Origin of the sequence: Labrys sp. 22185 (assembly GCF_052045555.1) — a bacterium.
Taxonomy (GTDB): Bacteria; Pseudomonadota; Alphaproteobacteria; order Rhizobiales; family Labraceae; genus Labrys; species Labrys neptuniae.
The window spans coordinates 40,789-60,778 of record NZ_JBQEPH010000015.1 but is presented as its reverse complement, the minus strand read 5'-3'; the positions used below and the strand labels follow the sequence as shown (position 1 = coordinate 60,778).

18 protein-coding genes and 1 pseudogene are annotated in these 19,990 nt (G+C 63.3%); 9 read left to right on the top strand and 10 right to left on the bottom strand.

Features of this window, described 5'->3' with window-relative positions; genetic code table 11:
• The first annotated feature begins 305 nt into the window (after positions 1–305).
• Positions 306–1,115, top strand: coding sequence for an EamA family transporter (locus ACTJKX_RS24630; protein ID WP_440726847.1), 810 nt, complete (start codon positions 306–308; stop codon positions 1,113–1,115).
• Here ACTJKX_RS24630 and ACTJKX_RS24625 read toward each other — a convergent pair.
• The 6 genes from ACTJKX_RS24625 to rimO all read right to left on the bottom strand — a co-directional run bounded on the left by ACTJKX_RS24625 (position 1,099) and on the right by rimO (position 7,382).
• Positions 1,099–1,908 (bottom strand): amino acid ABC transporter ATP-binding protein, encoded by an 810-nt coding sequence (locus ACTJKX_RS24625; RefSeq protein WP_440726846.1) that lies wholly within the window; start codon positions 1,906–1,908, stop codon positions 1,099–1,101. The genes ACTJKX_RS24630 and ACTJKX_RS24625 overlap by 17 nt on opposite strands.
• A 14-nt stretch (positions 1,909–1,922) precedes the next feature.
• On the bottom strand, positions 1,923–2,558 hold the full coding sequence (locus ACTJKX_RS24620; RefSeq protein WP_394308518.1) for an amino acid ABC transporter permease: 636 nt from the start codon (positions 2,556–2,558) through the stop codon (positions 1,923–1,925).
• A gap of 4 nt (positions 2,559–2,562) precedes the next feature.
• Entirely contained in the window at positions 2,563–3,231 is a 669-nt protein-coding gene (locus tag ACTJKX_RS24615) for an amino acid ABC transporter permease (protein WP_394308520.1), read from the bottom strand.
• Between the two features lie 106 nt (positions 3,232–3,337).
• Positions 3,338–4,210 carry a transporter substrate-binding domain-containing protein gene (locus ACTJKX_RS24610; RefSeq protein ID WP_440726845.1) on the bottom strand — a complete coding sequence of 291 codons (873 nt, stop codon included), beginning with the start codon at positions 4,208–4,210 and terminating at the stop codon, positions 3,338–3,340.
• A 213-nt stretch (positions 4,211–4,423) separates the two neighbouring features.
• The gene (gene ampC / locus ACTJKX_RS24605) at positions 4,424–5,566 is read right to left on the bottom strand and encodes a class C beta-lactamase (protein WP_440726844.1); all 1,143 of its coding nucleotides are present in this window, start codon (positions 5,564–5,566) and stop codon (positions 4,424–4,426) included.
• Between the two features lie 463 nt (positions 5,567–6,029).
• The gene (gene rimO / locus ACTJKX_RS24600) at positions 6,030–7,382 is read right to left on the bottom strand and encodes a 30S ribosomal protein S12 methylthiotransferase RimO (protein ID WP_440726843.1); all 1,353 of its coding nucleotides are present in this window, start codon (positions 7,380–7,382) and stop codon (positions 6,030–6,032) included.
• A gap of 336 nt (positions 7,383–7,718) precedes the next feature.
• On the opposite strand from rimO, the gene ACTJKX_RS24595 reads away from it, so the two are divergent.
• The 8 genes from ACTJKX_RS24595 to ACTJKX_RS24560 all read left to right on the top strand — a co-directional run bounded on the left by ACTJKX_RS24595 (position 7,719) and on the right by ACTJKX_RS24560 (position 15,650).
• Positions 7,719–8,372, top strand: coding sequence for a FadR/GntR family transcriptional regulator (locus ACTJKX_RS24595; RefSeq protein ID WP_311934938.1), 654 nt, complete (start codon positions 7,719–7,721; stop codon positions 8,370–8,372).
• 11 nt (positions 8,373–8,383) lie between these two features.
• The gene (locus ACTJKX_RS24590; protein WP_394309440.1) at positions 8,384–9,553 is read left to right on the top strand and encodes a PLP-dependent transferase; all 1,170 of its coding nucleotides are present in this window, start codon (positions 8,384–8,386) and stop codon (positions 9,551–9,553) included.
• 84 nt (positions 9,554–9,637) lie between these two features.
• Positions 9,638–10,903: an ABC transporter substrate-binding protein gene (locus ACTJKX_RS24585; RefSeq protein WP_440726842.1), complete on the top strand. Its 1,266-nt coding sequence runs from the start codon at positions 9,638–9,640 to the stop codon at positions 10,901–10,903.
• 182 nt (positions 10,904–11,085) lie between these two features.
• Positions 11,086–12,009 (top strand): carbohydrate ABC transporter permease, encoded by a 924-nt coding sequence (locus tag ACTJKX_RS24580; protein WP_311934936.1) that lies wholly within the window; start codon positions 11,086–11,088, stop codon positions 12,007–12,009.
• 2 nt (positions 12,010–12,011) lie between these two features.
• Positions 12,012–12,851: a carbohydrate ABC transporter permease gene (locus ACTJKX_RS24575; RefSeq protein ID WP_311934934.1), complete on the top strand. Its 840-nt coding sequence runs from the start codon at positions 12,012–12,014 to the stop codon at positions 12,849–12,851.
• Positions 12,852–12,864: 13 nt separating this feature from the next.
• Positions 12,865–13,932: an ABC transporter ATP-binding protein gene (locus ACTJKX_RS24570; protein WP_440726841.1), complete on the top strand. Its 1,068-nt coding sequence runs from the start codon at positions 12,865–12,867 to the stop codon at positions 13,930–13,932.
• A gap of 136 nt (positions 13,933–14,068) precedes the next feature.
• Positions 14,069–15,298, top strand: coding sequence for an MFS transporter (locus ACTJKX_RS24565; RefSeq protein ID WP_440726840.1), 1,230 nt, complete (start codon positions 14,069–14,071; stop codon positions 15,296–15,298).
• Position 15,299: 1 nt separating this feature from the next.
• Entirely contained in the window at positions 15,300–15,650 is a 351-nt protein-coding gene (locus ACTJKX_RS24560; protein WP_311934928.1) for an ArsC family reductase, read from the top strand.
• Positions 15,651–15,828: 178 nt separating this feature from the next.
• Here ACTJKX_RS24560 and ACTJKX_RS24555 read toward each other — a convergent pair whose 3' ends face one another.
• The 4 genes and pseudogenes from ACTJKX_RS24555 to ACTJKX_RS24540 form a co-directional block, all read right to left on the bottom strand.
• The gene (locus tag ACTJKX_RS24555) at positions 15,829–16,182 is read right to left on the bottom strand and encodes a DUF1428 domain-containing protein (protein WP_394308528.1); all 354 of its coding nucleotides are present in this window, start codon (positions 16,180–16,182) and stop codon (positions 15,829–15,831) included.
• A gap of 95 nt (positions 16,183–16,277) precedes the next feature.
• A complete protein-coding gene (locus ACTJKX_RS24550) occupies positions 16,278–16,769 on the bottom strand; it encodes a peptide deformylase (RefSeq protein ID WP_394308529.1) in 492 nt (163 codons plus the stop codon).
• 297 nt (positions 16,770–17,066) lie between these two features.
• The gene (gene cueR / locus ACTJKX_RS24545; protein ID WP_311934922.1) at positions 17,067–17,501 is read right to left on the bottom strand and encodes a Cu(I)-responsive transcriptional regulator; all 435 of its coding nucleotides are present in this window, start codon (positions 17,499–17,501) and stop codon (positions 17,067–17,069) included.
• Positions 17,502–17,585: 84 nt separating this feature from the next.
• Positions 17,586–19,859 (bottom strand): annotated as a pseudogene (locus ACTJKX_RS24540) (heavy metal translocating P-type ATPase); the annotation flags it as partial.
• Between the last annotated feature and the right edge of the window lie 131 nt (positions 19,860–19,990).

The following is a 19,990-nucleotide window of genomic DNA, read 5'->3' as shown; positions in this document are numbered from 1 at the left end:
ATGCCCTTTCAAAATTAGAGATTCGGATTTCTTTGCCTTACATCGGCTATATATGCCGGTCTCATGCCCAAATAGAATGATGCCATCTTTCCGAAGCTCGACGATATGGGCGAGAAGGGCTGAAGGGTTGTGGACATGGATCGGCCGGCTTTTGGTAAGGCCTGCAATCATCGTCCAGCCACTCTCTGTTTTGCCGTTTCGATGGTGTAGAAGCACAGCCCTGGGAGGGGACTTTGCAGGACAATTCAAGCAACGCGGCAGCAGGGGCCGCCCCATCGACGTCGCAGACGGGCCTGGCCCTGCTCATGCTTACATGTTCGATGGTTTCGGTGCAGCTCGGCGCAGCCCTGGCTCACCCTACCATGGCCGAATATGGCCCCTTCGCCACCACCTGGGGCCGGCTGGCCTGGGCCGCGATCATCCTGGGCGCCATCGTCCGCCCCGACATCCGCCGCTATCACCGCCGCGAGATCCTGGCTGCCCTGGCGCTGGGAGCGACCATCGCCATGATGACGCTCTTTTTCTTCGTGGCGATCACCCGCGTGCCGCTGGGGCTGGTGGTTGCCATCGAGTTCCTGGGGCCGCTGGGTGTCGCGGCTCTCGGCTTTGCCCGCAGCTGGCGCCTGATCTGGCTGGTGCTGGCCTTTGCCGGCGTGCTCCTGCTGGTGCGAAACCAGGCTGGCTGGAGCGTCGATATGCTCGGTTTCCTGTTCGCGATTGCAGCGGGAACCGGCTGGGCCGCCTACATCCTTCTCAGCAAGCGCATCGGCAAGGTCTTCAAGGGGCTGGAGGGGCTGGCGATCTCCTTCGCGGCGGCCGCGTTGATATCGACACCTTTCGGCCTGTACGAAACCGGCTTCGCGCTTCCCGGCGGCCTTGCCGCGCAGACGATAGGCCTAGCCGTGCTGACACCGCTTCTGCCCTATGCTCTCGAAATGATGGCGCTGCGGCGCCTGTCCTCGGCCACCTTCGGGATCTTGATGAGCGCGGAGCCCGGCATCGGCGCACTGGCCGGCTATCTCGTCCTCAATGAACCGCTCAGCCTGCAGCAGGTCGGCGGTATCGCGCTGGTGATGATCGCCAGTGCCGGCGCCGTCATCAGCGCGCGGGAGTAGGGGTCGGCAATTGCAGGCCGGCGAAGCGCGCGAGGAAGGCGCGCAGTCGCTCGTTGGGCTGTTCGCCGAACACCAGCGCGGGCGGTGCATCGATCATGATCTTGCCCTGGTCTGTAAACACAACGCGGTCGGCCACTTCACGCGCGAAGGCCATTTCATGGGTCACCAGGATCATGGTGCGGCCCTCAGCCGCCAACTCGCGCACGACGCCGAGGACTTCGCCGACGAGCTCGGGATCTAGGGCGGAGGTGATCTCGTCGAGCAGCAGCACCTTGGGTTCCATCGCTACCGCCCGGGCAATGCCGACGCGCTGCTGCTGGCCGCCCGATAGCTGTCCCGGCATCGCATCGATCTTCGCCGACAGCCCGACGCGGGCCAGCCATCTCTCGGCAATGCTCCGGGCTTCGGCCTTGCTCTTGCCGCGCGACTTGATCAGGCCCAGCATGATGTTCTGGGCCGCCGTCAGATGCGGAAACAGGTTGAACTGCTGGAAAACCATGGCGGCGTCGACGCGAATATGTGCGAGTTCGCGTTCGGTGCGCCGCCGGCGCTTGCCGTTCGCCTCGCTGAAGCCGACCTCGACCCCGTCGATGCGGACGGAACCCCCGTCATATTCCTCCAGGAAGTTGATGCAGCGCAGCAGGGTGGTCTTGCCGCTGCCGGACGGGCCGATGATGGCAATGACCTGGCCCTTCTCGACCGACAGGTCGACGCCTTTCAGGACCTGCAGGGCTCCGAAGGACTTGGTGAGATTGGCAATCTCGATCACCGGCTGGGGGGCGGCGTTGGACATGGCGGTTCTTCCGATCAGACGAAGCGCTTTTCGAGCCGGCGGCTCAGGGCGGAGAGCGGGAAGTTGATGGCGAAATACATCAAGGCGCCGAGCACATAGAGGGGCAGGGCGACATGTGTGCGGCCGATCACCTGCTGAAGCGAGAGCAGGAGGTCGACGATGCCGAGCAGGGACACGAGCGAGGAACCCTTCACCGTATCGACCACGCTGTTGATGAAGGGCGGCAGGAAGCGCCTGACGGCTTGGGGCGCAAGAACATAGACGAAGCGATCGAAAAGACCGAGCCCGATCGACTGGGCGGCCTCGGTCTGCCCCTTCGGAACGGCCTGGAAGGCACCGCGTGTGATCTCGACGATCTGGGCCGATTTGAAGGCGGTGAGGGCCACGATCGCGGCCAGCAGACTGGGCAGATTGATGCGTAGCGCCGGCAGGCCGTAATAGATGAAATAGAGCAGGACCAGGATCGGCACGCCGCGGACGAAATCGGCATAGAGCCGGATCGGCAGCCGTGCCCAGGCGGGCCCGAAGACCAGCGCACAGCCGAGCGGGATGCCGATCAGCAGTGAAATCACGACCACGGCCATGGAGACGAAGAGTGTGGTCCACAGGCCGCCGAGCAGGAAGGGAAGCGTTTCGAAGATCATGGACATGGCGTCACCGGCTGATGGCATAGCGCCGCTCGGCCAGCCTCAGCAGCAGCAGGATGGCGTAGCTGGTCACCAGATAGATCGGCGTTGCGAGCAGATAGACTTCGACGGTGCGGAAGGTCTGCGTCTCGATCCAGCGCATGCCATAGGCGAGCTCGGGCACGGCGATGGCGGAAGCGATCGAGGTGTCCTTGAACAGCGAGACATAGGTGTTCGACAGCGAAGGCAGGGCGATGCGCAGCGCCGTCGGCAGGCGAATATGCCAGAGCACGCCGAAGGGCGTCAGGCCGATACTCTTGCCCGCCTCGATCAACCCTTTCGGTACGGCTTCCAGGCCTGCCCGTAGCACCTCGACGAGATAGGCACCCGAATAGACGGCGAGCGTGGCGACGAAGGAAGTCGTCGCCCCATATTGCAGGTCGATGGCGCTGGGAATGCCGTAAAACACCAGATAGACCAGCAGCAGCAGCGGCACGTTGCGGACGAATTCGACATAGCCCCGGATCAGGGGACGGGCCCAGCGCGGCCCGTCGATCTGGACCAGTGCGAGCAGCAGCCCGATCAGCATGCCGATCGCGATGGTCGCGGCCGCGAGCTCGATGCTCAGCAGCAGCCCTTCGAAGAGCTTGGCCGAATAGCGCCAGACGATGGCGAAGTTGAAATGATAGTTCATCATGCCGGAGATCCAGCCATCGTGCGCGACGGAGCCCTGGCATCGCCGGCAGGACCTGCACCAAGGTGCACCGGCGATGCTGTCGAGGATTTGCGGGACGAGCCGGAGCCTAGAAGGTCGGCAGGCCGGGTTTGCGGGCCGGCGGCGTCAGGCCGAAATAGTCTCGCAGCGCCGCATCATAGATCTCGTTCTGGTGGCCATGGATCGCCACGCCGAAGGTCGTGTTGACGAAATGCAGCCAGTCCGGATCGCCCTGGCGTACCGCGGCGCCATATAGCATGGCGTTCCAGGATTTGCCGGCGTCGAAATATTTGTCGGGATGGCGTTTGGCGAGCCACCAGACATTGGAAAGATCGACGGCAGCGGCGTCCACGCGCTTGGAATCCAGGGCGAGCACCACGTTGGGCTGGCTGTCGAGCTGCATCACCGTCGCCTCGGGCAGCACCTTCTTGACCGTCTCCTCGGCATCGACGTTCTGCAGGATGGAAATGCGCGCGGAGGATCCGGCCTTCAGAAGGTCGTCGAAGGTCTTCTTGTCTCTGTCGGGCCGCGTCAGCAAGGCGACGCCTTCGACATAATAGGGGCGCGAATAGGCGACGAGCTGGGCCCGGGCGGGCGAAATCGTCATGAACTGGATGACGACGTCGACCTTGCCGGTGTTGATGTTGGGAACGCGCTGGGCCGCGTCCTGCCGCACGAACTCGATCTTGCTGGCGTCGTCGAACAGGCCCTTGGCGAGGATCTTCGCCATGGCGATGTCCATGCCGGTGAGTTCGCCCTTCTCATCTTCGAAATGCCAGGGGGCATTGGTCGAGCCGGTGCCGACGATCAGGTGGCCGCGATCGAGTATGGTGCGGAGCAGGCTGTCGGACGAGGCCTGCGCTGCTGCCTGCCGGGCGGAGCCTACGACGCTTGCCAGGGCCAGGCCGCCGAGCAGGCCGCCCTTGACCAGATTCCGTCTGGTTTCGGCGAAGTCTTCCATAGTGCTGTACTCCCCGTTGTCTGGATGTGGTATTTCATTATTATGTTATATTAGGCATAGTTATGGTATTAACGGTATCCAGGGGTGTCAAGATGGATGTCGGCCCACGGCGGACGGCGCCCCGGTTTCGGCAGGGGCAAACGGCATGAAAAAAGCCCTGCACCGTGGAGGTGCAGGGCGCTGTCGAGTTGTCGCAGGAATGACGGATACGTCTCAGGGCTTGGGCGCCGGCTTTTCCTGGCCGTCGAGCGCGCTGAAGATCTGCCAGGCCGCCTTGACTCGATCCGGGATGGGATAGTTCTTGTTGGCCAGGATCGCGATGCCGATGCCCCTGGCCGGCACATAGGCGACATAGCCGCCGAAACCGTTGGTGGAACCGGTTTTGTTGAACAGCATGTCGCGCCGAGGCGGCTGCGGTGGCACGAGCTTGTGTGCCTCATGCGGTTCGAAGGCCATCTTGGCCGAGTTTCCGGCGAGCAGGCGCTCCAGCGTGGTTGGATAGCTGTACATTTCCCATCCCAGGCCCTGCTGCATGACGCCTACCTTGTAGTAGCCGGCATGGGTGGTGGCGATGGCGCGCTGGAGCGTTTCATCGAGCCGGGATCCGTTGATATTGGCCTCGACGAAGCGGATGAGATCGGTCGCCGTCGTCTTGATGCCATAGGCCTCCGAATCCATGGGGCCTGGCGACACCCGGATAGGCCTGCCGTCCTTGGCAATGCCCCAGGCATAGTCGGCCATCCGCTCCTGCGGCACCCGGACATAGGTATTGGAGAGGCCAAGCAAGGGCAGCAAATCCGTCTGCATGAGATCGTCGAAGGGCTTGCCCATGGCCTGGGCGGCGAGATAGCCGAACAGGCCGATGCTCGGATTGGAATAGAGCCTGTGAGAGCCGGGCGGGAAGGCCGGACGCCATGCCTTGTAATAGGCGATCATCTCGGCATCGTCGGTGATCTCGTCCGGAAACTGCAGGGGCAGACCGCCGGCCGTGTAGGTGGCAAGGTCGAGCAGGCTGACATTTTCGAGGCTGCTGCCGGCAAGGGCCGGCAATCTCTGTCCCGCCTTGTCGGAGAGCGAAAAGGCGCCGCGAGCCACGCCATAGGCCGCGAGGGTGGCGGTGAAGGTCTTGCTGATCGAGCCCATCTCGAAGAGCGTTGAATCCGTGACCTTCTGTCCGCTTTCCTTCGAGGCAAGCCCATAATTGAAGACGAATTGCTTGCCATCGGCGATGACGGCGACGGCCATGCCGGGAATGGCATTGCGTTCCATCAGAGGCTTGATCGTGCCATCGACGACATGTTGGAGGCGTTCCTGCTCGGAGGATGTCTGAGCCCATGCCGACGCAGCGACGAGCATGGACGTTGCAAATATGGACGCGGCGACAAACCGCCTGTGCGACAACGACGAATTCATTCCCAACTCCATTTTCGGATTGTTGTCCCGGAAGAGGCCCGGATCGTCGGCGCTTGCCTGCGCCGTCGATCATCTGCCCGCTGGGCTCCGGATAGGAGCAAATCCGGTCGGTGCCAAACGATGAATAGTTGGATTTGGTATGAGAAAATCTTGGCCTTGGGACGGCGTTACGCGTCATCGTGGCCTGATTGAGCGTTGGATATAAGTTTCCCTCTTGGGATTGCGACTAAAACCCAGGCGTCCCATGCCGCAGAAAACGCCGGGATGAGACCGATCCGGTGGATGCAAGAGAGCGCGACCTCAGCTGTCGCGGATCGACCCAGGGGCATGCAGGGCCCCCGGCGAGCAGCGTCGCCAAATCCGTGGTGTCCGGTCGGTTGGGGCGCGGCGTGCGGACCGTCAGTTCTCAGACCGCGATGCCGTGCAGGTCGTAGGCATCCGAGCGCTCGATCTTCACGGTGACGATGTCGCCCACGCGCAGCGGTCGGCGGCTGGCGACATAGACCGCACCGTCGATCTCCGGCGCATCGGCCATGGAGCGTCCCCTGGCGACGGTCGGTCCTGTCTCGTCGATGATGACGGACAGACGCTTGCCCACCTTGTTCTTCAGCTTGCGGATCGAGATCTGCTGCTGGGTTTCCATGAAGCGGCGATGGCGCTGCTTCTTCACCTCGTCCGGCACCGGCATCAGGCCGAGGTCATTGGCGGTGGCGCCGGCCACGGGCTCATATTCGAAGCAGCCGACGCGATCGAGCTGGGCTTCACGCAGCCAGTCGAGCAGGAGCTCGAAATCCTCGTCGGTCTCGCCCGGGAAGCCGACGATGAAGGTCGAGCGCAGGGTGATGTCGGGGCAGATCTCGCGCCATCTATGGATGCGTTCCAGCACCTTCTCCTGGTTGCCGGGACGGCGCATCGCCTTCAGCACCGTCGGGGAGGCATGCTGGAAAGGGATGTCGAGGTAAGGCAGGATCTTGCGTTCCGCCATCAGCGGGATGACGTCGTCGACATGCGGGTAGGGGTAGACATAGTGCATGCGCACCCAGACCCCGAGCTCACCGAGAGCCTTGGAGAGATCGTAGAATTTCGCCTTCAGGGGCTCGCCCTGCCAGGGGCTCTCGGCATAGCGGATATCGACGCCATAGGCCGAGGTGTCCTGGCTGATCACCAGCAATTCCTTGACGCCCGCCTTCACCAGCTTTTCGGCCTCGCGCATCACGTCGGCGGCCGGGCGGGAGACGAGGTCGCCGCGCAGCTTGGGGATGATGCAGAAGCTGCAGCGATTGTTGCAACCTTCTGAAATCTTTAAGTAAGCATAGTGGCGCGGCGTGAGCTTGAGACCCTGTGGCGGCACCAGGTCGGTGAAAGGGTCATGGGCCGGCGGTGCAGCCTTGTGCACCGCTTCGACCACTGTCTCATATTGCTGCGGGCCGGTGACGGCGAAGACGTTCGGGAATTTTTCCAGAATCGGATCGGGTTCGGCCCCCATGCAGCCGGTGACGATCACCTTGCCATTCTCGGCCATGGCATCGCCGATGGCGCCGAGGGACTCCGCCTTGGCTGAATCGAGGAAGCCGCAGGTGTTGACGATGACGAGGTCGGCGCCCTTGTGGTTGCGGGTGATACCGTAGCCCTCGGCCCTCAACTGGGTGAGGATGCGCTCGGAATCGACCAGGGCCTTGGGGCAACCCAGCGAGACATAGGAGACCGTCGGGGCCGTCTTGCCCTCCGCCGTCTCTTGGGCTGCTTCGATCACCGCCATGTCCGCTTTCTTTCCGTCTGCCTCATGAAACGCGTGTCTTTGCGCCAAGATGGGTCGGAATGCAATTGCGGAGTGTGTTTTGGAGGGTCGATATTCGGATCGACCCTCTTCGAGGCGCAGTGCCAGCCAGTTGGTCGATCCCGCTCCATCACTCGATGGAACTGAGGAGATCGACCCTCCAAAATTGGTCTGACTTCTTTCTTGACAGCGAGCCGTGTTTCGAAAAATAGTCAGATGTCAGACCAATTCTAATTCATCATCCGGAAACCATCGTTGGGCACGCCGTCGCTCCAGGGACTTGCTCCGTTGCCATCCGCCGACCGGGCGGATGACGTGATGCGTGCGATCGGTACCTTCATCGCCACCTCCGGCATCAAGCCGGGCGAACGCCTGCCGACCGAGCGGCAGCTGATGCAGACCCTCGCGGTCGGCCGTTCCACGGTGCGGGAGGTCATCCGCAAGCTGCAGGCCCTGGGCGTGGTGGAATCCCGCAAGGGCAGCGGCACCTATCTCAAGCGGGCATTCTCGGCCGACGCCATCCACATGCCGCTGGTGATCGATGCCGCCTTGCTGCGTGACCGCCTGCTGCAGACACTGGAGGTGCGGCGCGGGCTCGAAACCGAGGTGAGCGCGCTCGCGGCCCTCCGGGCGACGCCCGAGGACATCGCCGTCATCGAGGCCAAGCTCGACATCATGGAGGCGGTGCATCTGGAAAAGGGGACCTCCGGCCCTGAGGACCTCGCCTTCCATCTCGCCATCTATGACGCCAGCCACAATCCGCTGTTCGGCCAACTTCTGGAGAGGATGCGGGAGGCTTTCGAAAGCTTCTTCGATGAGCCTTTCGACCGCCCGGATTTCGCCCGCCGTTCCTTCCGTTTCCACCGCGAGCTCTTCGACGCCATCGTCCGGCGCGATCCGCAGACGGCGCGGGAAAAGACACTCGCCATTCTCGAAATTGTCGAAGAAGACATCAAGGACATGTCCAAATGACCGACCACCGGATGACGCAGGCATCGGATGATCTCGACTATGCCAGCCTCGTCGTCGCCCATGACGATGCCCACGCCTTCGAGGCCGTGGTGCCGCCGATCGTGCAGACGTCGCTGTTCACCTTCTCGAGCTTCGAGGATATGGCTGCGACCTATCGCGGCGAACAGGTCCGCCCGGTCTATTCGCGCGTCGGCAATCCGACCACGCGCCTGTTCGAAGAGAAGATTGCCGAACTCGAACGCACCGAGGATGCCATCGGCTTTGCCAGCGGAATGGGCGCGATCTCCTCCAGCGTGCTGGCTTTCGTCGAGCCCGGCGATCGCATCGTCTGCGTACGCCACGTCTATCCCGACGCCTATCGCCTGTTCGAGACGCTGCTGAAACGCTGGAAGGTCGAGACCGTCTACGTCGACGGTCGTGATGCCGACGCGGTGGCAGCGGCACTGCCGGGCGCCAAGCTCTTCTACATGGAGAGCCCGAACAGCTGGATGATGGAAACGCAGGACATTCCCGCGCTCACGGCCTTGGCGCGCCGGCATGGCGTCATCACCATCCTCGACAACAGCTGGGCCTCACCGGTGTTCCAGCAACCGGTGCGCCTCGGCGTCGACCTCGTGGTGCATTCGGCTTCCAAATATATCGGCGGCCATTCGGACGTGGTTGCCGGCGTGGTGGCGGGCCGCAAGGAACTCGTCGACGTCATCCGCCGCACCATCACGCCCTATCTCGGTGCGAAACTGGCGCCGTTCGAAGCTTGGCTGCTGCTCAGGGGGCTGCGCACTTTGCCGACGCGCATGAAGGCGCATGAGGCGGCGGGGCTCGCCGTGGCGCGCAAGCTCGGCGAACGACCCGAAGTGGTCGCCGTGTACCATCCGGGCCTCGGCAACAGCCTGCCGCCCGGGCTCAGCGGCACTTCCGGCCTGTTCTCTTTCGAATTCGATGGCAGCATCGACATTCCCGTCTTCTGCAACGCCCTCAAGCTGTTCAAGATCGGGGTGAGCTGGGGCGGCCACGAGAGTCTGGTGGTGCCGGCTCTGGTCACGCGCGGACAGAATGCCGGCCCCAATTCGGCGCTGGATTTCGGGGTTTCGGAGCGCATCGTGCGCCTCCATGTCGGCCTGGAAGGCGTGGACGCGCTATGGGCCGATATCACGCAGGCGCTGACCGCTGCCAAGAGATAGCCGGCGTGCGGACGCCGTCCACCGGACGAGCGTTCGGGCGCTGGTTGGGACGTAGGGTGCAAATAACAAGAGAGGGGAATCTCAATGTTCAAGAAACTGCTGCTGGCCGCGACGGCCTCGTTGGCGCTGGCCTTGCCGGCTTTAGCCGACACCACGCTCAAGCTGACGGAAGTCATCACCAGTCCTGAGCGCACCCAGACGCTCAAGGAGATCGTCAAGAAGTTCGAGGACGCCAATCCGGGCGTCAAGGTGGAGATCACCTCGCTGCCCTGGGGCCAGGCCTTCGAGAAGTTCGCCACCATGGTCTCGGCCGGCGATACGCCTGATGTGGTCGAGATGCCCGATCGCTGGCAGTCGCTCTATGCCAACAACGGCATGCTCGAAAATCTCGAGCCCTATCTCGCCAAGTGGGAGCACACCAAGGAGCTGAACGACCGCGCGCTCGAGATGGGGCGCTATGTCAACAACACCGCCTATGCGCTGCCCTATGGCTTCTATCTGCGGGCGATGTTCTACAACAAGAAGCTGTTCAAGGAAGCAGGTGTCGACGGTCCACCCAAGACGATGGACGAGTTCGTCGAGGCGGCCAAGAAGGTTTCCGCCCTTCCCGGCAAGTTCGGTTATTGCCTGCGTGGCGGGCCCGGCGGCCTCAATGGCTGGATGATGATGGGCGCCAACATGGCCGGAGACGGCACCTTCTTCAAGCCTGACGGCACCTCGACCATGGCCGATCCCGGCTGGATCAAGGGCGTCACCGTGCTGGTCGATCTCTACAAGAATGGCTATGCGCCCAAGGACAGCGTGAACTGGGGCTTCAACGAGATCGTCACCGGCTTCTATTCCGGCACCTGCGCCATGCTCGACCAGGATCCCGATGCCCTGATCGCCGTGGCCGACAAGATGAACAAGGACGATTACGACATCGCCCCCATGCCGAAGGGGCCGGCTGGCAAGACCTTCCCGACCATCGGCTATGCCTCCTGGTCGATGTTCGCCAATTCCGAGAACAAAGAACTGGCCTGGAAGCTGATCGCTGCCCTCGACGGTCCGGAAGGCAATATCGCCTGGAACAAGAAGACGGGCGCACTGCCGATTTACAAATCCGCCGCGAACGATCCCTTCTATGCAGACCCCAAGTTCAAGGGCTGGTTCGCCGAACTCGGCGACTCCAATGTCTCGCCGCTGGTGATGCCGACCTATCTGGAGGAGTTCGCGTTCTTCGCCGACTCCATCGCGGTGAAGACGACGCAGCAGGCCCTGCTGGGCCAGCTCACCCCCGAACAGCTCGCCGGGCAATGGGCCGACTATCTGACCAAGGCCCAGCAGAAGTTCCTGGCGAAGAAGAAGTAGTCGGGCGCCACAACTGCGTCATCCCGGACGCGATGCGGCGCGTGGTGCCGCTTCGCAGATCCGGGACCGCACGACCATTCTGCGCAATTTCGACGCGATCCCGCATCTGCATCGCATCACTGCGTGCCGCGATGCGTGCGGGATGACGTGATGTCCCCAGCCCATTCCCGATCGGATACCGAATGGCTTTGGCAGAACTTTCCATCCCGACCAGGCGGCGCGGCCGAAGCGCCTGGCTGGCGTTCGAACCCTGGCTCTATGCCGCGCCTTCGGTCATCCTGATCGTGGCGATCATGCTGGTACCCCTGGCCATCGGCATGTCCTACGCCTTTCGCGACATCCAGCTCCTGAAGCCCTTCGGCGGCGGCTATGTCGGGCTCGAGCATTTCAGCACCATGTGGGGCGATGCCAATTTCTGGAATGCACTTTCCAATACCGTGCTGTGGACGGTGGTCTCGGTCGCCCTGCAGTTCATTCTCGGCCTGATCCTGGCCCTCCTGCTCAACCGGCCCTTCCCGGGACGCGGCGTGGTGCAGGCGCTGGTGTTCCTGCCCTGGGCCGTACCGAGCTTTCTCTCCGGCCTCAACTGGGCCTGGATGTTCAATCCCATCGTCGGTCCGGTGCCGCACTGGCTCTCCGGCCTCGGCCTGATGGCGGCGCCCGACAACATTCTCTCCAGCCCGACCCATGCCATCTGGGGGCCGATCGTCGCCAATGTCTGGTGGGGCTTTCCGTTCTTCGCCATCACGCTGCTCGCTGCCCTGCAATCGATCCCGCAGGACATCTATGAGGCGGCCGAGATCGACGGTGCCGGGGCGCTCAAGCGCTTTACCTCGATCACGGTGCCGTTCCTGGCGCCGACGATCGCCATCACCGTGCTGCTGCGCGCGGTCTGGATCGCCAATTCCGCCGACCTCATCGTGGTGATGACTCGCGGAGGCCCGGCCGACTCGACCCAGATCATCGCCAGCTACATCTATACGCAGGCCTATATGCGCCTCGATTTCGGCTATGCCTCGGCGATCTCGATGGTGCTGCTGGTGCTGCTGCTCGCCTATGCCGCCACGCTGATCGCGTTGCGGCAGATGCTGATCCGGAGGGCCTGACCATGCGCCGTTCCACCCGTCGTTCGGCCTATTGGGTCATGCACTACGCCCTGATCGCCCTGTTCCTGGCCTTTGCCCTGTTCCCGCTCTACTGGGTGTTCAAGGTCTCGGTCACGCCCAATGATCTGCTCTATAGCGAAGGCGTGAAGTTGTGGCCGTCGCGCTTCGGCTTCGATCACTATGTCTCGGTGATCAGCCATACCGATTTCCCGCTGTTCTTCCGCAACAGCGTGATCATCTCGGGTTTTACCGCGCTGTTCACCACGCTGCTGGCGGCCGGCGCCGGCTACAGCTTCTCGCGCTTCGTCTACCGCGGCAAATTCTGGCTGGTCGGGTTGATGCTGATCACCCAGATGTTCCCGCTGGTAATGATCATCGCGCCGATCTTCAAGCTGTTCCAGCCGCTCGGGCTCAACAACAGCCTGACCGGCCTGATCATCATCTATACCGCCTATAACGTGCCGTTCGCAGCCTTCCTGATGCAGTCCTTCTTCGACGGCATTCCGAAGGATCTGGAGGAGGCGGCGATGATCGACGGCGCCACACGCTTCGGGGCGCTGCGCCAGATCATCCTGCCGCTGACCATGCCGGGCATCGCCGCCACCCTCGGTTTCGTCTTCACCGCAGCCTGGAGCGAGCTGCTCTTCGCGCTGATGCTCAACACCAAGGACAGCGTCATCACCTTCCCGGTGGGGCTGCTCAACTTCGTCTCGAAGTTCGCGGTGGATTTCGGGCAGATGATGGCGGCCGGCGTGCTCGCGCTCATCCCCGTCTGCATCTTCTTCTTCCTGATCCAGCGCTACCTGGTCCAGGGCCTCACGGCCGGCGCCGTGAAGGGCTGAAAGGATTATTCCGATGGCCAATATCGAAGTGAAAGCCGTCCGCAAAAATTACGGCGCGCTGCCCATCCTGAAGGGTATCGACCTCTCCATCGCGTCGGGCGAATTCGTGGTGCTGGTCGGCCCCTCTGGCTGCGGCAAGTCGACCCTGCTGCGCCTCATCGCCGGGCTGGAGGACACCAGCCAGGGGCAGATCCTGATCGACGGCGCCACGGTGAACGACCTGCCGCCTAGGGATCGCGACATCGCCATGGTGTTCCAGTCCTACGCGCTCTATCCGCATATGAGCGTGCGGGACAATATGAGCTATGCCCTCAAGCTGCGGAAGAAAGCCGCCGATTTCATCTCGAGCGCGGTAACCAAGGCCGGTGCCAAACTCGGCCTGGAGGCCCTGCAGGACCGCAAGCCGCGCCAATTGTCGGGCGGGCAACGCCAGCGCGTCGCCATGGGCCGCGCCATCGTGCGCAATCCCAAGGCCTTCCTGTTCGACGAGCCCCTGTCCAATCTCGATGCCCGCCTGCGCGAGCAGATGCGGTTCGAGATCCGCAAGCTGCACCGGGATCTCGGGGCGACCTCGGTCTATGTCACCCATGACCAGATCGAGGCGATGACCATGGCCGATCGCATCGTCGCCATGAACGGGGGCGTGATCCAGCAGGTCGGCGCGCCGCTCGAACTCTATGACGATCCCGCCAATATGTTCGTGGCCGGCTTCATCGGCTCGCCCGCGATGAACTTTCTCGACGCGCAGGCACAGCCGGGAGAGGGTGGTACGACCCTGCGAGTCGGCGATACGGTGCTTGCCGTCCTGGCGAGCCAGCGCTTGCCCGAGAAGGTCGTGGTTGGCATTCGTCCGGAGCGCGCAACACTCTCCTCGGAAGGCAATGTGCCGGCCCGCGTCGATCTGGTCGAGCCCACAGGTCTCGGCACGGTGGCCCATCTGGAAATCGGCGGACAGGGGCTGAAGCTGTTCACCACCGAGCGTCCTGCCTTGAAGGCAGGCGAGGTCGTGAAGCTGGCCATCGCTCCCGGCGATCTGCGCCTGTTCGACCCGGCAAGCGGGGAGCGCATCAGATTGGCCTGATACGCGGGGTTTTCGTCGGACAAGGGCTGGCCAAGGCGGCATCACCCATGACAAAAGAGGAGCTGAATTCCTTTCAGCTCCGCATGACGCCTTCCCCCGCCGGGGTAGCTGCATGCCCTTTCTTTTGTGAGATTGGATGTCCCGCATTGCAACGACGGGCGAGGCCACGCATGAGCCCGTGGCCTCCGGCTGGATTACCCTGCTGATCGCAGCGGCCTGTGGTCTCATCGCCGCGAATATCTATTATGCTCAGCCGCTGGTCGGCCTGATCAGCGCTGAACTCGGCATGACGCCCGGCGCGGCCGGGCTGATCGTGACGATGACCCAGATCGGCTACGGCGCCGGCCTGCTGTTCCTGGTGCCGCTCGGCGATCTCATCGAAAATCGCAAGCTCATCCTCTGGGTGATGGGACTGGCCGTCATCGCTCTGGCGGGGGCCATGCTGGCCCGCAGCAGCCTGCAGTTCCTGGTCTCGGCCTTGCTGATCGGGCTCGGTTCCGTGGCCGTGCAGATTCTCGTGCCCTTTGCCGCGCATCTGGCACCGGAAGCGCGGCGGGGCAGGGTGGTCGGCAATGTGATGAGCGGGCTGATGGTCGGCATCATGCTGGCCCGCCCGGTATCGAGCCTGATCACCTATTTCAGCTCCTGGCACGTGGTGTTCCTCGTCTCCATCCTTGCCATGCTGGTGTTGGGCGTGGTGCTGGCCCGCGCCCTGCCCAAGCGCCAGCCGCCGCCGGGCCCGACCTATGGCCGGCTGCTGCTCTCGATGGCGACCATGATGCGCACCATGCCGATCCTGCGCCGGCGGGCCCTCTATCAGGCCTGCATGTTCGGTGCCTTCAGCGTGTTCTGGACCTGTACCCCGTTGCTGCTGGCAAGCCCAGCCTTCGGCATGACGCAATCGGGCATTGCGCTGTTCGCCCTGGCCGGGGCGGCAGGCGCGGTGGCGGCCCCGATCGCCGGACGTGTCGCCGACCGCGGCTGGGTCCGTCCGGCCTCGGCCTTCGCCATGACGCTCGGCGCCGTCAGCTTCCTGCTCACCCATCTCGCCGAGCCGGGATCCGGCCTGTCGCTCGGCCTTTTGGTGTTCGCCGCGATTGCGCTCGATTTCGGCGTCTCGGCCAATGTCGTGCTCGGCCAGCGTCTGCTCTACAATCTCGGGGCGGAATATCGCAGTCGCCTCAATGGTGTCTATATGGCGACCTTCTTCGCAGGCGGCGCCCTCGGCTCGGCCCTGGGCGGCTGGGTCTATGCCCATGGCGGCTGGACGGCGACGTCCTGGCTCGGTTTTGCCCTGCCGGTGCTTGCCCTGCTCTATTTCTCGACGGAAAAGAGGGCTTCAGTTAGCCCGGGAATCAGGACCTGACATGAGTGTGACGATCTACGGCATCAAGACCTGCGATACCATGAAGAAGGCGCGTACCTGGCTCGAGACCCATGGCAAGGCCTATGCCTTCCACGATTATCGGGCCGAGGGCATCGATCGCGCGCATCTCGATGCCTGGGCGGACAAGGTCGGCTGGGAAGTCCTGCTGAACAAGACCAGCACGACCTTCCGCGCCTTGCCCGAGGGCGACAAGCAGGGCATCGACCGGGCCAAGGCGATCGACCTCATGCTGGCCGAGCCGACCATGATCAAGCGGCCCGTCCTCGATCTCGGCAACGGCAAGCTGCTCGTCGGCTTCAAGCCCGACAACTACGCCGCAGCCCTGGCCTGAGTGCCAATGCAGTTGGCCTAGAGCATCGCGCCGAAAAGTGGACGCCGGTTTTCGGCAAAAACGATGCTGAAGGCGCTTTCGAATTTGCACGAGCTTTGTCGTTGCCGGGCTTGACCCGGCAATCCAGTCCCTTTGGCCGGCTCCCGGATAGTCGGGTCATCAGCGCGATTTCGGCGCCCTACATCTCGATCAGGCTGGTGAAACCGCCAAAGATCATGCGTTTGCCGTCGAAGGGCGCGTTTGCCATGCTGCCCTCCAGCCGGGGATCGGCCATCACCTTGGCCATGACGGCGTCACGCTCCTCGCGCGAGCGATAGGTCACCCAGGAGAAGATGACTATCTCGTCCTCCTTGGCCTGGACAGCGCGCGGAAAGGACGTCACCTCGCCATAAGGCACATCGTCGGCGACGCATTCGACATAGCTGAGTGCGCCATGTTCCATCCAGACCTGGCCGCCGAGACGGGCCATTTCCTCATAGGCCTCGAGGTTTTGCTTGGGCACGGCGACAACGAAACCGTCGACATAGGTCATTTCAGCTTCCTCCTGCTTCGATCTCCCAAGGACGTTCGACATCCTGCCGGGCCGACAGCCCTGGCGAGATTTTGTCGTCGGCAGGGGGGGCGGCGTCAGGATCGCTTTTGAAAACGTTTGATGACCCGCTCGCGTTTCAGGCGCGACAGACGCTGGATCCAGAAGATGCCGTCGAGTTGGTCGATTTCGTGTTGCAGGCAGACGGCGAGCAGGCCATCGGCTTCTTCCGTTTCCTGCGTTCCTTCGAGTGTCTGGAAGGTCACGCGCACGCGCGCCGGGCGTTCGACCGTTTCGGTCACTCCAGGCATGGAGACGCTGCCTTCGACGTGCTCTCGCTTATCCTGCGAAGACCAGACGATGGCTGGATTGACATAGACCCGCACTCGTTTCTCATCCGGCAGCTCGATCACCGTCAGTCTTTCGAGAATGCCCAGATGCGGTGCAGTAATGCCGATGCCGGGCGCGGCGCGCATGGTGTCAAGCAGATCCTGGACTAGGGCGGCAAGCCCGGGCCCGAATTCGGTCACAGGATTTGCCGCCTGGCGCAAGCATGGATCGGGAAAGCGCAGAATCGGTCGGACAGACATCGTGGGAGGCTAGAGGCTGTTATGGACCATGGATAGGGTTTTGATGAGGTCAATACTGGCGAGATGGGAGGAGCAAGCGCTGCCAAGACTTGTGTCTTGGCAAGCGAAGCGACGCTGCAGATGGCCAGTCTTCACCTCACCCCGAAAGGGCGTGGCGCTTTTGCTCGACGAGTACGTCCTTCTTCGTAGCAAACCGTAAGGTTTGCGTCCTCGAACGCCTTCTCCTCAAGCAAAATCGCTCACGTCAAAACCCTTTCCATGGTCCATAACAGCCTCTAGCTCATCTCGTCGGCATCATCACGCTTGGCGACGTTTCGGCTTGGGCTTGGGGGGCGCGGCTTCCTCGCCATGGGAGAGATCCTCCAGGATCGGACAGTTGGGCCTGTTGTCGCCATGGCAATTGTTGACGAGGTGACGCAAGGTCTTGGCCATCCCCTCGATCTCGCGCGCCTTGCGTTCGAGTTCGGTGATATGGGCCGCAGCGATGCTCTTGACGTCGGCACTCGCCCGGCTGCGATCGCTCCACAAGGCGAGCAGGGTTTCCATCTGCTCGACGGAAAAGCCGAGATCGCGACTGCGCCGGATGAAGCGCAGCGTGTGGATGTCGCTGTCGGCATAGACGCGATAACCCGCTTCGGTGCGGGCCGCGCTCGGCATCAGTCCGATGGATTCGTAGTAGCGGATCATCTTGGCCGAAACGCCGGAGGCGGCGGATGCTTCACCGATATTCATGACGGTTCTTCCTGTTCGTCCTCACTGCGAAGAGCTCATCACGATTCTCGAATCGTGATGAGCTTTCTTCGATATTACCTTGAATCAATTAGACGAATTCAAGACCTGCGCGCCCATCGTCGACATGGTTGAAGCTGTGGGCTGGTAGCCCTTGAGCCTGAGGGCGTTGGTCACCACGAAGACACTGGAGAGCGCCATGGCGCCGGCGGCCAGCATCGGCGAGAGCAAGGTGCCGTTGATGGCATAGAGGGCGCCGGCGGCAACGGGGATCAGCGCAATGTTGTAGGCGAAGGCCCAGAACAGGTTCTGGCCGATATTGCGCATGGTCGCCCGCGACAGGCCGATGGCCCGGACGACGCCGTTGGGATCGCCCGCCATCAGCACCACGGCCGCGCTCTCTATGGCGACGTCCGTACCCGTGCCGATGGCGATACCGACATCGGCAGTGGCGAGGGCGGGCGCATCGTTGATGCCGTCGCCGACAAAGGCGATCTTGCCAACTCTTGCCGCAAGCCGCTGCACGATCTGGGCCTTGCCGTCGGGCAGGATTTCGGCCTCGACGGTCTCGATCCCGAGCCTTGCCGCAATCGCTTGCGCCGTCCGGCGGGTATCACCCGTCACCATGGCGACCTCGAGGCCGAGCGCCTTGAGGGCTGCGACGGCGGCCTTGGCGGTGGGCTTGATTGGATCGGCGACGGCGATGACGGCGGCGATCCTGCCGTCGACGGCAGCGAAAAGCGGGGTCTTGGCCTGTTCGCCGAGGACCTCCGCGCGGGCGGCGAGCGCTCCGGCATCGATGCCCTGCTCCACCATCCAGCGGGCCGAGCCGATCGCGACCTTCCGGCCATCGACGACGGCAGAAGCGCCGCGCCCCGGGATCGCCTCGAAAGCGGCGGCCGGGGGGATGTCGAGGCTGCGCTCGCGGGCGGCCTTGACGATGGCGGTAGCCAGCGGATGCTCCGAACGCGCCTCCACCGAGGCCAGCAAAGCGAGAACCTCATTTTCCGAAAAGCCGGGGGCGGTCTCGATGTCGGTGACCGCTGGCTCACCCTGGGTGAGGGTGCCTGTCTTGTCGAAGGCGACGATCTCGACGTCGCGCAGGCTCTGCAGGGCGTCGCCACGCCGGAACAGCACGCCGAGTTCGGCCGCGCGGCCCGTCGCCACCATGATCGAGGTGGGGGTAGCCAGGCCCATGGCACAGGGGCAGGCGATGATCAGCACGGCAACCGCATTGACGAGAGCGAAGGTAAGGGCGGGGCTCGGGCCGAACAGCAGCCAGGCGATGAAGGTCAACGTCGCGATGGCGATGACGGCGGGCACGAACCAGGCCGTGACCTTGTCGACCAGCGCCTGGATCGGCAGCTTGGCGCCTTGGGCTGCCTCGACCATGCGGATGATCTGGGCGAGGAGGGTCTGCGAGCCCACATTGGTCGCCCGAAAAGAGAAGCTGCCTGTTTTGTTGATGGTCCCGCCGATGACCTCGGCACCGACACCCTTGGTAACCGGTATCGCCTCGCCGGAGATCATCGACTCGTCCACGAAGGAGGAGCCTTCGACGATCTCACCGTCGACGGCGATCTTTTCGCCGGGGCGAACCCGGATGATGTCCCCCGGCCGGAGCTCGGCGATCGGTACTTCGGTCTCCGAGCCATCGCGCAGCCGCAGGGCCGTCTTGGCCTGCAGGCCAGCCAGTTTGCGGATCGCTTCGCTGGTCTCTCCCTTGGCGCGTGCCTCGAGATAGCGGCCGAGCAGGATCAGCGTGACGATCACGCCGGCGGCCTCAAAATAGACATAGGCCGTTCCCTCCGGCAGGGCCGCGGGCAGGAAGGTCGCAACCACCGAGAACAGCCAGGCGGCGCCGGCGCCGAGGGAGACCAGCGCGTTCATGTCCGGAGCCCCGCGCAGCAGGGCGGGAATGCCCTTGACGAAGAAGCGCAGTCCCGGGCCGAACAGGACGAGGCTGATCAGCACGAATTGGGCATACCAGTTCCAGCGGCCCAGATTCATCTGAACGGCATGGTGGAGAGCGGGTATCAAATGTCCGCCCATCTCGACCAGAAAGACCGGTATGGTCAGCAGGGCGGCAAGCGCGAGATCCCGGCGGAGCGTGGCGATCTCGGCCTTGCGGGCCGTGCGCTCGGGATCTTCCGCATGGTCTTCCTCGATGACATGGGCGCCATAACCCGCCTTGGCGATGGCGGCCAGCACGGGCGGCAAATTGACCGGCCCTTCGAAGGCGACCTGGGCCCGCTCGGTGGCGAGATTGACGGCGGCCTGCACGACGCCGGGCGTCGCGGCGATGGCCTTCTCCACGCGGCGAACGCAGGACGCGCAGGTCATGCCCTCGATGGCGATGTCGAAAGTTGCGGGGCTCAAAGTTGGAGAACTCAAAGTTGGAGACATGGGGCAATCCCTTTCCAGGTCATTGCCTAGATAGGTAAACCTTCCAGTCATTGGAAGGTCAAGGGGGCTTTGGAGCGCGGACTTCC

Bases quoted from the DNA above. Each gene is read 5' to 3' on its own strand.
- ACTJKX_RS24630 (WP_440726847.1), top strand. From the start codon at position 306: ATGCTTACATGTTCGATGGTTTCGGTGCAGCTCGGCGCAGCCCTGGCT.
- ACTJKX_RS24625 (WP_440726846.1), bottom strand. From the start codon at position 1,908: ATGTCCAACGCCGCCCCCCAGCCGGTGATCGAGATTGCCAATCTCACC.
- ACTJKX_RS24620 (WP_394308518.1), bottom strand. From the start codon at position 2,558: ATGTCCATGATCTTCGAAACGCTTCCCTTCCTGCTCGGCGGCCTGTGG.
- ACTJKX_RS24615 (WP_394308520.1), bottom strand. From the start codon at position 3,231: ATGATGAACTATCATTTCAACTTCGCCATCGTCTGGCGCTATTCGGCC.
- ACTJKX_RS24610 (WP_440726845.1), bottom strand. From the start codon at position 4,210: ATGGAAGACTTCGCCGAAACCAGACGGAATCTGGTCAAGGGCGGCCTG.
- ampC (WP_440726844.1), bottom strand. From the start codon at position 5,566: ATGCTCGTCGCTGCGTCGGCATGGGCTCAGACATCCTCCGAGCAGGAA.
- rimO (WP_440726843.1), bottom strand. From the start codon at position 7,382: ATGGCGGTGATCGAAGCAGCCCAAGAGACGGCGGAGGGCAAGACGGCC.
- ACTJKX_RS24595 (WP_311934938.1), top strand. From the start codon at position 7,719: ATGCGTGCGATCGGTACCTTCATCGCCACCTCCGGCATCAAGCCGGGC.
- ACTJKX_RS24590 (WP_394309440.1), top strand. From the start codon at position 8,384: ATGACGCAGGCATCGGATGATCTCGACTATGCCAGCCTCGTCGTCGCC.
- ACTJKX_RS24585 (WP_440726842.1), top strand. From the start codon at position 9,638: ATGTTCAAGAAACTGCTGCTGGCCGCGACGGCCTCGTTGGCGCTGGCC.
- ACTJKX_RS24580 (WP_311934936.1), top strand. From the start codon at position 11,086: ATGGCTTTGGCAGAACTTTCCATCCCGACCAGGCGGCGCGGCCGAAGC.
- ACTJKX_RS24575 (WP_311934934.1), top strand. From the start codon at position 12,012: ATGCGCCGTTCCACCCGTCGTTCGGCCTATTGGGTCATGCACTACGCC.
- ACTJKX_RS24570 (WP_440726841.1), top strand. From the start codon at position 12,865: ATGGCCAATATCGAAGTGAAAGCCGTCCGCAAAAATTACGGCGCGCTG.
- ACTJKX_RS24565 (WP_440726840.1), top strand. From the start codon at position 14,069: ATGTCCCGCATTGCAACGACGGGCGAGGCCACGCATGAGCCCGTGGCC.
- ACTJKX_RS24560 (WP_311934928.1), top strand. From the start codon at position 15,300: ATGAGTGTGACGATCTACGGCATCAAGACCTGCGATACCATGAAGAAG.
- ACTJKX_RS24555 (WP_394308528.1), bottom strand. From the start codon at position 16,182: ATGACCTATGTCGACGGTTTCGTTGTCGCCGTGCCCAAGCAAAACCTC.
- ACTJKX_RS24550 (WP_394308529.1), bottom strand. From the start codon at position 16,769: ATGTCTGTCCGACCGATTCTGCGCTTTCCCGATCCATGCTTGCGCCAG.
- cueR (WP_311934922.1), bottom strand. From the start codon at position 17,501: ATGAATATCGGTGAAGCATCCGCCGCCTCCGGCGTTTCGGCCAAGATG.